Origin of the sequence: Pseudomonas putida (assembly GCF_028682475.1) — a bacterium.
In the GTDB taxonomy this organism is placed as follows: domain Bacteria; phylum Pseudomonadota; class Gammaproteobacteria; order Pseudomonadales; family Pseudomonadaceae; genus Aquipseudomonas; species Aquipseudomonas putida_AG.
Window position 1 is genome coordinate 53,853 of the sequence record NZ_JANHLE010000028.1, and the last position, 14,869, is coordinate 68,721.

The following is a 14,869-nucleotide window of genomic DNA, read 5'->3' on the forward strand; positions in this document are numbered from 1 at the left end:
CGATCACGCACTTTAAGTCTTTCGCCACTACCCTGGCGCAGAAATGCCCGTCTACACTCGAAGCAGTTCATCTGTATGACGAGGCCGTTATGCCCAAAATGCCGGCCCTCCTGTTGCTGTTCCAGATGCTCTGGAGCGCAACGGCCGGCGCCTTGACCCTGACCGACGAAGAACAAGCCTGGCTCAGCGCCCACCCACAGCTGCGCCTCGGCGTCGACGCATCCTGGCCACCGTTTGAATACCGGGACCAGGACGGTCACTACCAGGGATTGGCTGCCGATTACATTGCCCTTATCCAGGACCGACTGGGCGTAGTGTTCAGACCGGTCGAGCCCTCCAGCTGGTCTGCCGTGCTTGAACAGGCACGCAAGAACCAACTGGAATTGCTCCCTGGGGTGATGTCGACACCGGAGCGCCAGGGTTTCCTGGCCTTCACCCGCCCCTACCTGGATTTCCCGATCGTCATTCTCGCCCATGAAGGCGGGGCACAGCCGCGCACCCTGAACGACCTCTACGGGCTAAAGATTGCCGTGGTAGAGAATTATGCGCCGCATGAATTGTTGCGAACCCATCACCCCGACCTGAATCTGGTTGCCCTGCCCAATGTCAGCTCGACCCTGCAGGCACTGGCCACCGATGAAGTCGACGCGGTGGTCGGCGACCTCGCATCGAGCATCTGGAGCCTGCGCCAGCTCAAACTCGATGGCCTGTATGTCAGTGGCGAGACCAATTACCGCTACCAATTGGCCATGGCGGTACCACGTGAGCAAAAGATCCTGGTCGGCATCCTCGACAAAGTCATGGCCGACATGAGCACCAGCGAAATCGGCAAGATCCAGGAGCGCTGGGTCGGCAATGTCCTCGATCACCGGACTCTCTGGTACGACCTGTTGATTTATGGGCTGCCCGGGATATTGCTGTTGATGGCAATACTGGCGGCAGTGGTGCGAGTCAACAGGCGGCTGAGTTCGGAAATTTCCCGGCGCATTGCCCTGGAACAGGAACTGCGCAGCAGCGAATACCACTACCGCGGCCTGATTGAAAGCCTCTCGGCGATCGCCTGGGAAGCCGATGCCAATGACTTCACCTACAGCTATGTCTCGCCGCATGCCGAAGACCTGCTCGGCTACCCGCTGGCTCATTGGCTGCGCCCGGGCTTCTGGCGCAGCATCATTCACCCCGACGACGCCCTCTGGGCCCAGGCCTACTGCGACAGCGAGACCGCTGCCGGGCGCGACCACAGCCTCGATTATCGGGTGATATGCGCCGATGGCCGCAGCCTTTGGGTACGCGATATCGTCAGCCTGATCGAGCCCGGGCATAAACCGGTGATGCGCGGGCTGATGATCGATATCAGCGAAACCAAGAATGCCGAGGATGCCCTGCGCCTGTCGGAGCAGAAATTCGCCTCGGTATTCCAGCAGTGCCCGGACATCCTGCTGATCGCCCGCCTCAGCGACGGCTGCCTGCTGGAGGTCAACGAGGCCTTCGAAGAACAGATCGGCCTGAGCTCGGCACAAGTCATTGGCCGCACCGCTTCCGAGCTGAGTATCTGGGGCGTCGACGGAATAGGCCCGGGATTACTCTTGCGCCTGCAATCCGGCAGCATACGCAACCTGGAAACACTGTTCCGGCGCAGCAACGGCCAGTTGTTCACCGGCCTGATCTCGGCCGAGCCCTTTGAGCTCGACAGCACGCCCGCTCTGGTTGTGGCCGTGCGCGATATCAGCCAGCTCAAGGAAACCCAGGAGCAACTGCAAACCTCCGAAGAGAAATTCGCCAAGGCTTTCCACGCCTCCCCTGACGGCCTGCTGCTGTCACGCCAGAGCGACGGCCTGCTGCTTGAGGTCAATGAAGGCTTCTGCCGCCTGACAGGCTTCGACAGTCATCTGTCACTGGACCACACCTCGCTGGACCTGGGCATCTGGGTGGACCTCAACGAACGCCGACGCCTGCTGGAGATGCTGAAAAAAGACGGTTTCGTCCGTGATTTCAGCTGCCACATCCGCCGCCGTGACGGCCAGATACGTTTGTGCGAGCTATCAGCCCGGCCATTACCGATAGCCGGTGTCGACTGCATGCTGACCATCGCCCGCGACATCACCGAACGCCACCTGATGCAGGAAAAGCTGCAACTGGCCGCCACGGTGTTTGAAAACACCGCCGAAGGCGTGTTGATCACGGACACCGAGCAACGCATCAGTGCCGTCAACCGGGCGTTCAGCGAAATCACCGGTTACAGCGAATTCGAAGCCTTGGGGCAAACACCGCGCCTGCTTGCCTCGGGCCAGCACGACAGCGCTTTTTATGCCGCCATGTGGCACCAGTTGACCGCCGAAGGGCACTGGCAGGGCGAGATCCACAACCGGCGCAAAAATGGCGAGCTGTATCCGAGCTGGCTGACCATCAGTGCTGTGCGCAACAGCGAGCGGGTCATCACCCACTTTGTTGCCGTGTTCGCCGATATTTCCAGCCTCAAGCATGCCCAGGCGAAACTCGACTACCAGGCTCACCACGACCCGCTCACCGGCCTGCCCAACCGCACACTGTTCGAAAACCGCCTGCAAGCGGCCCTCACCTGCGCCCAGAGCTCCAAGCGCCAGGGGGCCGTGCTGTTTCTCGACCTCGACCGCTTCAAGCACATCAACGACAGCCTTGGCCATCCGGTCGGCGACCTGCTGCTCAAAGGCATCGCCCAGCGCCTGAAAGAACAAGTGCGCGATATCGACACCGTGGCGCGCCTGGGTGGAGATGAGTTCATCATCCTCTTGCCCGGCCTGCACCAGCCCAGCGACGCCAGCCATATCGCCAACAAACTGCTGGCCTGCTTCAGCGCGCCTTTCCAGGCTGGCGAACACGAGTTCTTCACCAGTGCCAGCATTGGCACCAGCCTGTACCCACAGGACGGCACGGATGTCGCCTCACTGATCCGCAATGCCGACGCGGCGATGTACCGCTCCAAGGCCAAGGGCCGTAACCGGGTCGAATGCTACACCCGCGACCTCACCGCCCAGGCCAGCGAGCGTATTGCCCTGGAACACGAACTGCGCCGGGCCATAGAGCGCAATGAACTGAGCCTGAGTTACCAGCCCAAGTTCAGCCTGAAAACCCAGAGCCTGGTGGGTGCCGAAGCCCTGATTCGCTGGACCCACCCGCTGTTTGGCGACGTGCCTCCAGAACATTTCATCGGCCTGGCCGAAGAGAACGGCATGATTCTGCAACTGGGCGACTGGGTGCTGGAACAGGCCTGCCGGCAAATGCAGGCCTGGAAGAAACGCTACCAGGCCTTCGGCCCGCTGTCGGTCAACCTGGCCGGCGCTCAACTGCGTCAAACCAGCCTGATCAAACGCATTGAACAGCTACTCAAGACCCACCAGCTCAAAGCCGGTGACCTGCAACTGGAAATCACCGAAAACTTCATCATGAGCCAGGCCGAAGAAGCCCTGGCCATTCTCCACCAGCTCAAACACCTGGGCGTGCAACTGGCGATCGACGACTTTGGCACCGGCTACTCATCACTGAGCTACCTCAAGCGCTTGCCGCTGGACATCCTCAAGATTGACCAGTCGTTCATTCGCGGCCTGCCCGATGACCCCCACGATGCCGCCATCGCCCGGGCGATCATTGCCCTGGGGCGCAGCATGCAATTGACCATCATTGCCGAAGGCGTCGAGAACCAGGCCCAACAGCAATTCCTCGCCGCTGAAGGTTGCGAACAGATCCAGGGCTACATCGTCAGCCTGCCGCTACCGGCGGAGGAATTTGCCGCTTCCTTCCTTCGTATAGCAGTTTCGGATCTTTCGGATGGCACAGCCCGGAAACCCTCGTTATAATCCGCGACCACTGGGGCCTATAGCTCAGTTGGTTAGAGCAGAGGACTCATAATCCTTTGGTCCACGGTTCAAGTCCGTGTGGGCCCACCAAACAGAAAGCCGCGCATTGCGCGGCTTTCGCATTTCTGGCGCGACAACCTCAGATACAGCCCGATGGGCCAACGGTACAAATTAGGTACAGTGCGGCTTCGCTTGCAGGCCCTAGAAGTCCTTCAGATGACCACAATCGTCAAAAAACCTGCCGGCACCTGCCCATTGTCGAAAGCCGTTACTTCTCAATAAAGAAACGAGGTTTGCGTCTCTGCAAAGCTGTATGCACCCGGTGTTCAAAATCGTTGAGTGCATGGAACAAAGCCGCAAAATCATTCGCTTTAGCCATGGTTTGCAGCTCGATGCAGGCTGCTGCAATATTAGCTTCGCGCACCATCATGAAAGCGCCTTGCATGGAGTGCAGTTGCGTCAGTACCTGTTTCACGTCGCCACTTGAAAGCGCAGCGCGAATGATTGCAAGAGACTTCGATGAAGCTGTCATCATTGCTTCATACAGATCTGTTGGTAGAGGACTGGTTGTTGCAGTGTCGTGTTCGCTCGTGGGGTTCGAGCTTGGACTGACATCGAGCTTACCGCCCAGGTTCTTGCGTATTGCGATATCCAGTTCAGCCAGAGATATAGGCTTCAGTATGACGTCGTCGATACCTGCCTCTTCGCAGCGACGACGATCATCAGCTGCCGTACTGGCCGTGATTGCTATGATTGGCACCCAGTCTTTTTGTCTGCGCAGACAAGTTGCAAAGCCATATCCATCGAGCTCCGGCATTGACAGGTCAGTCAGCACAATATCGTATTGTTGCTCACTAAATTTTTTGAGCGCGGCAACACCGTTCTCGACGAAGTCGGCCTTGAAGCCTAGCAACTCAAGTTGCTCGCGGATCAGTATTTGGTTTGCTAAATGATCTTCGGCTACGAGCACTCGTACTGGTAGTTTGCCTGTGGTGCATTCGAGCGCGGGCGCCGGGGGAGACTGTATCCGTTTGTTTGAATTTTCCACTGCAAGTGCAATGGCTGACCTGAGGCCGGCAAGGGAGTAGCAGGATACTGATAGCTGATTGCCGCTTGCGATAGGAGTGCGCGGACCGTCGCAGCTTACGTGGATCTCCCAGGTAGTCCAGGCCTCAGCCCCTTCACCAACCGTATGCCATTGGCTTTTGCCGCCAAAAATAAGCTTTGGAATCGGGGCGATAGTCAATGCTTCTGGCGAGCCGGCAGTGAATACATCGAGCCCCCACTTAAGCAGGTGAGGCTTGATCGTTGAGTACCATTCCGGCGACTTACCCACAAGTGCGATAGCTGTTCCAGGCGCAAAAGGGAGGGGCTCAACACTTGTGGCACTGTCCATTGGTATCGGCAAGCACACCGAGAACTTACTGCCAAGGCCGGGGATGCTTTCAAGCGAAATGTCGCCGCCCATCAACTCGGTCAACCGCTTGCACAAAGTGAGTCCAAGACCGGAACCGCCGAAACGGCGCGTTATCGATGAGTCTGCCTGTGTGAATTTATGGAACACTTTGCACTGAAGATCAGCGGGAATACCAATACCGGTATCGCTTACACTAATGACCAGCGGCGATCCATCCGTGGCTTCTTGTGCAAGCCGAAGGGCCAGGGTCACCTTGCCCTCTTGGGTGAACTTGATCGCATTACTGAGGAGATTCTCGACAATCTGCCGAATTCGCGTTGGATCCCCATGGTAAAGCCGTTCTATTTCTGGCTCGACCGAAAAGTAGAGTACAAGTCCTTTTTCTCTCGCAAGTGGGGCGAACATTGAAGCCACCTGTTCAATCATATTAATGATATCGAAAGTGGCGTTTTCCAGTCTCAAGCAACCCGACTCGAACTTGGACAAGTCCAGAATATCGTTAATAATGTTGAGCAGTGAGCATGACGATGTCGTGATAGTGTGTAACCGGTCACGCTGCAGGTCCGACAGGTTTGAGTACTCGAGTAGTTCGAGGTTACCCAGAATGGCATTTAATGGAGTGCGGATTTCGTGACTCATCGTAGCAAGGAAGTCGGACTTCATTTGTGCAGCCTCTTCGGCAGCCTCCTTGGCTGCTTGAAGTGCTTTTTCGGCACACTTACGTACGGTAATGTCCTCGAGAGTACCCTGCAGCAGTTGCTTGCCATCAAGGCATATTGTCGTCAGATGCACTGCCGCGTGCCAGGTATCACCGTTTGGCCGCTGGAGGCGCCACTCGAACACATTGAGCCCTTTCTCAATTGCGATAGCCTGTTGTTGGATCGCTGCAGTCCATGTGTATTCTTGAGACATTGAGGCATCAAGAATTGTCTTGCCAATGAGATCGCTCTTGCCCTCATAACCATAGATATCGACGGCGGCCCTGTTGCAATCGGTAATAGTTCCGCTTTCCGGCGCCACTACCACCATCGGGACATGGGAGTTTTGAAACAGCGCTTTGTTGTACGCCTCGCTGTCGCGCAGAGCGTTTTCCATCGCCCGGCGCGGGGATACATCGTTCGCAATCACGCACAAGGCGTAGGGTTGTCCATTGTCATCGGTCAGCAGGAATTTTGTGGTCAGCGACACATAACTTCCATTCTGACTCGGAATTTCCTCCTCGAACTGCTGGCTTGCACCATTCCTGATTATTTCCTTGTCCTTTGCCCGTACGCGTCTTGCCACGTCGTCCGGAAAGAAAAAGTAATCCGTTTTCCCCAGCGCAGCGCCCGCTGGCAGATTGAAGACTCGATCAAATGCCCGATTGGTCAGTAGGTGCCGGCCTTTTAGGTCCTTGATCAGAACGACGGAGGGATATCCGTCAACCACATCCTGCAACAGTTTCTGTGCGTGGCGCTGCTCTGTGACATCCTGATAGTAACCGTTCCAGATAACCGCACCATCGGCCAAATCAGTGCTCACGCGCACGTTCGCCAGCACCCAGCGGGTTTCACCGTCAATCACTACTCGGCTGATTGCCTCTGAACAGGCACCTTCCTCTCCTGACAGCACCCTGTGCAGCAATGTAGTGAAAGCGCTCTGTGCCAGCTCCAGATCGTCCGGATGTACATGGCGCCAGCGTGCCGCAGGGTCAGCTCGCAGTTCTTCTGCGGAAACACCTAGGATCGGCAAGACGCTGTTGCTTATGAAGTTGTAAGTTATCCTTCTGTCGGCAGATAAGCGTAACTGAAAGACGGCCGGTAGCAATGCGTTCGACATTCCCTCCAGTTGCGCTACCTGCGCATTTATCTTCTCAGCCATATTGCGCAGACCAGACTGCGCCTGGGTAAGGGCATGGAGCAATTGGCTAGTTTCATCTTTGCCGGCAAAAGACGGGGCGTCCGCGAGGTTCATGCCTGCAAGGCGATTGGCAATGGCAATTGCGACGTGGAGCGGGCGGGTGATCGAACGAGCCAGCAGCAAGGATATCAAGACCCCAAGCAGGACACTGCCAAGGACAATTGTGATGGTATAGATGTAAAGCTGTAGGTACTTTTGGTGTGCTTCGTCGTACTTCTCACGGGTAATGCGAGCCTGCAGGTTGATCAACTGGCCCATGTCGGCGTGAAAGGCACTGAAGGGGCGAGCCAGGAGGACTTTCTGTGCTTCGGCCATACCCGCGACCCGGCCGCCGTGGCGGTATGCGGCGATGATCTTGCTACGTGCGGTCGCGAGCTCATGTCTGTCGGCGTCAGCTCGATCGGCCAGTACCATTTCCTCAGCAGTCAAGTAAGTGCGCCGATAGACTAGCCAATTTTCCTCGCGCCTGGCCGCGATATGGTCAATTTTGTCGAGCGTCCTGGCGAGACTAGCCGGTGACTGCTCATCTTCCGCCCGCTCAAGCAGATGGAGTATCGACTGAGAGTCATACAGGACCTTACCCAGTTGTACCAGCGCAACGGTTCGGTCTTCATAAACCGATTTTAATCGCATCTTCTCATCGGACATTGCGCTCACTCCCACCAGTCCGGAAACTACCGTGATGGTCGACAGTAGTCCGACAAGAAGAAATAATTTGCCGCCAATTGTAATTCTGTTCAAATACATCTTTCCCTTTTGACGCCGACATGATGTTGCCGAGAGAGGTGCCCCTCCAACATCAGAGCTTCAATCGACCCGAACATTTGGTACGAATTACTATTTTGACTATTATATTCAAATTATCCCTATCTCCATCGCATACTTGAACAAGTCTGGTTCGCGTTGGATCCCAAGTTTTTGCATGGCTCGTTGTTTCTGTGAGCTGATGGTTTGCTTGCTACGATGTAACTGTTCTGCGATTTGGCTGATGGTGTAGCCTAAGGCATACAAGCGGATCACCTCCGCTTCGCGCTTGGAGAGTTCCGGCAAACTGTCAATTGTGTGTGGATTAATGCCCAGTCTTTGGACGATTTCGTCTATGAGCGGAGAGAAATAGCTTTTGTCTGCATAGGCTGCCAGGATGGCGCACACGATGTGCTCCGAAGGGTCCGCCTTGCTGAGAATACAACTGATGCCGTGCTGTATAAGGTGTCGAGTGGTCGCGGGATTATCAAGCATGGTGAAAACTACAACCTTAAGTGTCGGGTACCGGCGCTTGACAAGGGCGAGAAGAGGAGTGCCATCACCGAATCTCCCCCCCGGCATTACATAGTCCGTGACCAGTACGTCGCAAGGATGCTGATCGAGTATGGAAATAAGTTGTGTCGAGTCCTCAGCAGAGCCAACAATATCGAGCGTTGCATTCGTGGCAAGCGCATATTTTATACCGATTAGCAATGCCGGATGATCATCCGCTATTACCACTTTAATTTTGAAGGTAGACATGACATATCATCTCGATGTCGCTGCACGTAGGGGCGTCTTGGCTCGCGGTTCTGCCAGAGCATTTTCTTGATTGTCAATAAGCACATCCAATCAATTCTCCCTAACTTACCTATTGGTCATTGCTATTCTATCCACAATGCGCCTGATAGCACTGTAGAATTTTGACTAGAAAACCCGGCAGGGCTTCTTGCATACCTCCGTTAGGGTCGTGCGCATTCGAGACTGAAGCTTGCTTTTGGATCCATTAGTGTTTGCAAGTAATGTGGAGTGATTTGGAGTAAGACTCACCGTTGTGTACAACATATACTGGTCTGTCCCGGAACGGGTGGACAGGTGGTGAAGAGCTACTGCTCGCGTAGCGCCGCTCAAAATCCATTGGACTGAGATATCCCGCGTCGAGTGGCGACGGCGGTGATTGTAAAAGCGGATGTCTTACGCCCCTGCATCGCCGTGCAGCAGCTTTTCGACCTGTGCGAGATCTGCACCATCGGCCAGCGCATCTACCTACAGTAGCAAGGGCTTACTTGAGCTCGACACTTTGATGCTCGCTGATCCAGTACAACAGGTCAGCTTCGCACATCGGCCGTGCAATGAAGTAACCCTGCACAGCCAGACTACCCAACCCCTGCAACGCTCGATAGTCACACGCCGTTTCCACCCCTTCGACCACCACGTTCAATGCCATCCTTCGCGCCATGATCATGACTCCTGCGACCACTGCGGCCTTACGCTCATCGCTCGCCATGCTGTTCACGAACTCAGCAGGAATTTTCAACTCGGAAAACGGCAATTGCAGCAGGCGCTGAATATTCGAGGCGCCAATGCCGAAGTCATCAATTGACAATTGACAGCCCTGCTTACGCAAGCGCAACAAACCTTCCAAGTGAGTAGCCGTGTCGTACGATACCTGGCTTTCGACGATCTCCAGTGTGAGCACGTTGGCGGGCAAGCCGAAGCGCACCAACAGCGCCAATACTTGTCGCGCAAAATTATCCCGCTCAATCATCGAAGGAGGGATGTTCACCGAGACCGGCAGGCACTCACCACGCTCGCGCAATACACGAGCGGATAATTTCAACGCCAACTCCAGCATGTGCCAGGTCAACGCTTCGATTAGTCCGGCATTCTCCAGGGCGTCAATGAAGCAGCCGGGCGACAACAAACCACGTTGAGGGTGCTGCCAACGGACTAACGCTTCAACCCCCAGTAACTTTCCCTCAAGATTTACCTTGGGCTGGTAGTAAGCGATGCATTGCTCAATCACTCCAACGCCACCAACGCGCTGAGTAGAAGCCTGCTGAAGCTGTTTTTCCAGTGATAACGACTCTGACACCTGCGCCAGTAGCAACGAATCAACTCCGCGCTGAATATGATCCTTATATTTATCCAGGAGCAAACACAATGCCTCGGTCGACATAGGTTTCTGCAAACTACCAAGTAAATGGATGCCCTGCGATCTGGCTAAATTGGCCGCGCCATCGAGGACACTTTGCTCATGGCTACTGTGGATGATCAGCGCACGAGCCAATCGGTTTTTGGCCAAAAAATGGATCATATCGAGGGCTTCGAAACCATCCATCTGCAAATCACATATAACAATATCGGCACTGCCTCGACTGACCAGCGCCTGTTGCGCCGCCTCAAGACTGCAGGCTGTCCGAACATTGAAGAGCTGAATGCTGTTGAACATATGGTGCAGTGCCATCAACTGAAAAGCATTGTTCTCAAGGAGCAAAACATTTAGTGAACGCATGCTTTTGTCTCTTCGCTGAAGCCATTCCTTAGCCTTTGGTCATCAATAAGTTAACTACACTGCCATTTACTGCCTTTTAGACAGGTCCTGAATTGACGGCTCCGGGGGACTCCACTGCACCCATCAGGTAAAACGCGCACTGCCAGCATGCATTTGATTAACTTAATCGCCAGAAAGAATATTTCTAGTTTGATGTTTGATTTTACGCAGCATTCAATCAACATACGGATTAGTCAGCATGAGCGCTCCAGGAACACGACCGTTTTTTCATGGCCATGCTGTAGCGGGTAACGCTCAACCATCCTTGACCTTATACGTTTCTGGATGTATCTGAAGACTACTGGAGCAAGCCCAGCAGACGATCATGCGCACTGCATAATCCCTTCAGCGGAATTGCAAACGCCACCTCTTTACCGATATCGGCTGTAACAACCGTCACCATGAGTGTTTCGCCCACCCTTAGCTCTGCACTAACGCCTTCATCGAACTCAAGATCCACAACACAGCCAGCGGCCAGACACGTGCGAAACGGACGGGTAAACGGTACGCCCTCGTCTACACAAAGGATCACGCCCTCCTGCAACGCCAGGCCAAAAGGCAATATCAGCGCCCCCTTGAACTGCTCTCCCTCAGGCCACAACTCGATGCTCAGCACACGCTGGTTCGACTGATTATGGGTCTGTTCCTGAATCAGTACGCCATGCTGACCCACCACGCCATCGACCGTTTGCGTAGCACAGGCCAATACCCAGTTCTCATGAACTTCTCGCAACTGCGCCGCCTCTCCCTGCAGGGCACTGTTCAGCAACCTGCTCATGATTTACTCCCTTGTTGCTTGGACATTGCCAGCACTTTCGTCCGATTGAAGGCCTTCTTGAAACCCTTGAGTGAAATGTCGAAAGACACTTGCTTACCTCCGTTAATGGTTGCGTTGACCTTCAGCGCCTTGCTTTTGTCCAACCGCGCCATCGTGGCCGCATCCAGTTTTACTTCGACCACACAACCGATCGGCAGGCAGTGACTGATGCGCGAAACGCTGAATGGTTTGCCCTCATCCGCCTGCAACGTAACGCCCTTCTGGACGTCCAGCCCAAACGGCAGGACAAGGACACCCTTCGCGCCGGCGCCGTCAGGCTGCAGTTCGAGCCCGAGCACACGCTGATGTGATTGTTTATCGAATTGCTCCTGGGCAAATGTGCATATTCTATCGGTTGGCTGCTCCACCGCCGGCGTCGCACAACCAACAGACCAGTCACCGAGGGCCTCCCGTGCCGGAGTAGCCGGAGCGGACTGAGGCACCGCCTCTTCTGCAACCACCGGCGCCAAGCTGGCCGCGAGTACAAGCGCAACCACCGCACCAGAGATTCGGAAAATATGTTTTGGCACTGCTGACTCCGATTAAAAAACAAAACTTTCACAAGCATGATCTGCCCTGATCCCACCCAGGATTACCTGGAAGCAACGCCGGGAATTTCTAGACATATGCCTAGAGGGATCTTATGCAAAGCTGCCAGCAAGCAAAATCGGACACGTCCTATTTTCACCAGGAAGATGCTGCCGGCCGCGAATCTGAGCACAACGATGGCTAGGCCCACGCGACTACCTTCCAAAGAGGGCCTTCGCCCTCTTTGCTTTGCCATCGTTATTCAGGTTTACCAGGCGTACTTCACACCCAGTTCGACCTTGCTGACACGGTAGTCACGCTCGCCGACCTCGTAACCGGCCGAACCCCATACGCTCACCTCTTTGCTCAGATTTCCCTGCAGGCCGAGATTGCCCTCAAGACGTTCTTCGGGCAGTTGGTCATGCGCCTTCACTCCATCGAAGGCAATGCTCTGCGAGCTCGGGCCATGCCACCAATTCAATTGCGCGAAAGGTTTCATGCCCAGCGTATCTTTCACGTCTGCGTGTAAGCGCACACCCAGGCGAGTCGTCACCGACGTGTCCGCCTGCCCCGAGAGCACCGTACCGTTACGCTCCTTGTGTGAATCGGCGCGATAGTTCGACTTGATCACCTGGGCTTGTGGCTCGATGTACAGCTGGGTGCGCTTGCTCTCGTAGACCGGCAGCGAGTAACCCGCCTCCAGCGAGGCCGACAGATTGCTCGAGTCGTAACTTTCGCTCGCCAGGCCGTGGCCTTTCACCGTGTTATCAAACTTGCCGTACATGATCCAACTGTCTACATACGGCCCTGTCTGAATGTCGCTATGGCCATACCAGGTGCCATACACGCCGATGCTGTAGCCATTCACCGAGCCCTTCGCCTTCACGCTACCGTTATCGGCTCGGTTGTCGCTGGAATGTTGCGCCCCCATCACACCGAGACGGATGCTGCCGTCGGCGCTATCGCTCAAGCGCAGCAGGTCACCTCCGCCATGGATCAAGGTGGTCGTATCGGACAGATCCTGATGCCCCGCACCCGTGCGATCGCTGCTCTTCTTGACGACACGCAAGAAGCCGTTGCCGTCGCTCGCATCGCTCGGGTCCTGGCCTTGCGTTTCCGACGCCTGGCTTTGGCGATCGTGCAGCGTGTGCACCTGCATCATCGAAGCGGCCAGTTTGTTATTCAGGTAGGCACCCACTTCCGGCCGATACGTCAGGTTGTCTGAGGTCCGCGGTTCATTAGGGTTACGCGAGGTCAGGTACCAGTCGTCAGCCACTCCTTTGCTACCACCACGTACCAAGCTGTAGTCATAGGCGCCAGCCGCGATCGTGCCCTTACCGGCGCGATAGCCGTCCGACGCTGTCGACAACTTGAACGCCCCGGCCTCGGTCGTCGCACCGTTGCGCGTTTCGACCACACGGATGCCTTGGCTTGTCTGTGCACCGTCGCCGCCCGCATGGCGGATGATCAATCCGGTATCACCCGTGGCGCGACCGCCATCGAGCACGATCCGGTCGCTCGCCGATCGATCGTCACCCAGTACCGTGTAGAGCTCCACCGTACCGCCCCGGCCGATCCAGTTACTGGCCGTCAGCGTACGCCCAGCCTCCAGAGGCTTCGAGGCAGGCGGAGCAAACTTGATCGCGCCGGCCAGATCGACTTTGTCGACGAGGGAATCGGCGGTCATGTTCCAGGTACTGGCCGCGTCGATGTTGACGTCGGTCGGGTCGATCCAGCCGGTCAGGCTTGCACCGTTTCTCAGGCTCAGGCTCGTTCCTCGGGTACCCACGATGTTACTGAACAGTTGCGCACCACCCTGGCCACCATCCAGGACCAAATCGCCGCCTTCCAGTCGCGTGCTGCCTGTCCAGCCGGTCTTGCCGGTCAAGGTCACGAGGCCCGCGCCGCGCTTGACGAAGTCGCCCGTACCATCGATGGCGTTGTCCAGCGTGCCACTGGCTCCATCGAGCAGCAGGGTGCCGTTATCAGTGATCCTGCCGCTGCCCAGGCCGTCCACATGGTTCAGACTGACCGTGGCCCCTGTCGCGATGAGGGTGTCGGCGCTCAGGCCGCTGTTGCCGCCCTGCACGTCCAGCGTACCGCCATTGACCTGCAGCAGGCCCGCACCACTGAGCGTACCCGCCGAGGTGCCACCGTTGCTCAGCGCCAGCGTGCCGTTGTTCAGGTTCAAGCTCGACCCTGCCACAGCGTTGAGCACGCCCACCGTCTGGGTCTTGCCATTGAGGTCGAACCCGGCCAGGTTGGCCAGGCTCAGCTTGCTGGTCAGGCCCAGGGCGTTGTCGGCACCCGCACGCAGCGTGCCCGAGTTCACACTCGTTTCGCCGCTGTAGTCGCTGTTGGCGTTGCTCAGGGTGATGGTGTTGCTGGCGTCGATGACCAGACTGCCATCGCCGGTGATCTTGGCCGACATGTCCGCCGCCGCCCCGGCCGCGCCAGTATCCTCGGCCAGCCTCAAAGCCTGGCCCGATTGCAGATCCAACTGTGCGAGGCCGTAGTTCACATACAAGCCATCTCCCGCCGTGCCCGTGGTCAACCGATAGTCATAGGTGCCCTTGGCCACGGTGTTGCCGTCCTGACTGATGTCTACCTGGCGTGCGGCCGTGATGACATTGCCATTCTGGTCGAGCAGACGGAGCGCGCCACCGCTGCCGCTCACCGCACTCGCTTCGACCAACTGGACGCCGATGTTCGCTTCATCCTGCGTCAGCAGGTTGGAGGTATTGGGCGTGTCCTTGCCGGGAGCAACAAACGGCGCCGGCACATTGATGACCACCGTGCCGGTATGGCTGGCGTCCAGCGTTCCGGCTGTGATCAGGCTGGTCGCCAGCACCTGATCCGGTGCGCTGGCATTGAACAGCATCGTGCCGCCATTGATCTTCAGGCCGCCGATCACCTGGTTGCCATCGCCCACCGTGGTCACGTTGCCCGCGCCCATTTCCAGCGTCGCACCGGTCAGCACAGTGGTGTTGTTGCCCGCCAGAGCGAAGGTGCTGTCCTTCAAGCTGACGGTGCCGGCGAAGCGGTTGCCCGCACCGGCGCCGAACGAGAACGCCTGG

Annotated in this window: 7 protein-coding genes and 1 tRNA gene; 2 read left to right on the forward strand and 6 right to left on the reverse strand. The window is 56.6% G+C overall.

Going from position 1 to position 14,869, the window contains the following annotated elements:
- Window positions 1-89 precede the first annotated feature (89 nt).
- Window positions 90-3,833, forward strand: a complete 3,744-nt coding sequence (locus NPS47_RS20480) for a bifunctional diguanylate cyclase/phosphodiesterase (RefSeq protein ID WP_274296593.1) — start codon at window positions 90-92, stop codon at window positions 3,831-3,833.
- A 13-nt stretch (window positions 3,834-3,846) separates the two neighbouring features.
- A tRNA-Ile gene (locus NPS47_RS20485) sits at window positions 3,847-3,923 on the forward strand.
- Between the two features lie 178 nt (window positions 3,924-4,101).
- On the opposite strand, the gene NPS47_RS20490 is transcribed toward NPS47_RS20485, so the two are convergent.
- The 6 genes from NPS47_RS20490 to NPS47_RS20515 form a co-directional block, all read right to left on the reverse strand.
- Complete coding sequence (locus NPS47_RS20490) at window positions 4,102-7,890, reverse strand: ATP-binding protein (protein WP_274296594.1); 3,789 nt, start codon at window positions 7,888-7,890, stop codon at window positions 4,102-4,104.
- Window positions 7,891-8,004: 114 nt separating this feature from the next.
- Entirely contained in the window at window positions 8,005-8,655 is a 651-nt protein-coding gene (locus NPS47_RS20495; protein WP_274296595.1) for a response regulator transcription factor, read from the reverse strand.
- Between the two features lie 520 nt (window positions 8,656-9,175).
- Entirely contained in the window at window positions 9,176-10,408 is a 1,233-nt protein-coding gene (locus tag NPS47_RS20500; protein WP_274296596.1) for an EAL domain-containing response regulator, read from the reverse strand.
- Window positions 10,409-10,745: 337 nt separating this feature from the next.
- On the reverse strand, window positions 10,746-11,225 hold the full coding sequence (locus tag NPS47_RS20505; RefSeq protein WP_274296597.1) for an invasion associated locus B family protein: 480 nt from the start codon (window positions 11,223-11,225) through the stop codon (window positions 10,746-10,748).
- Window positions 11,222-11,794: an invasion associated locus B family protein gene (locus tag NPS47_RS20510; protein ID WP_274296598.1), complete on the reverse strand. Its 573-nt coding sequence runs from the start codon at window positions 11,792-11,794 to the stop codon at window positions 11,222-11,224. The genes NPS47_RS20505 and NPS47_RS20510 overlap by 4 nt, the downstream gene beginning before the upstream one ends.
- A 266-nt stretch (window positions 11,795-12,060) precedes the next feature.
- Window positions 12,061-14,869: autotransporter outer membrane beta-barrel domain-containing protein (locus NPS47_RS20515; protein WP_274296599.1), on the reverse strand; the 2,809-nt coding region annotated here is incomplete at its 5' end.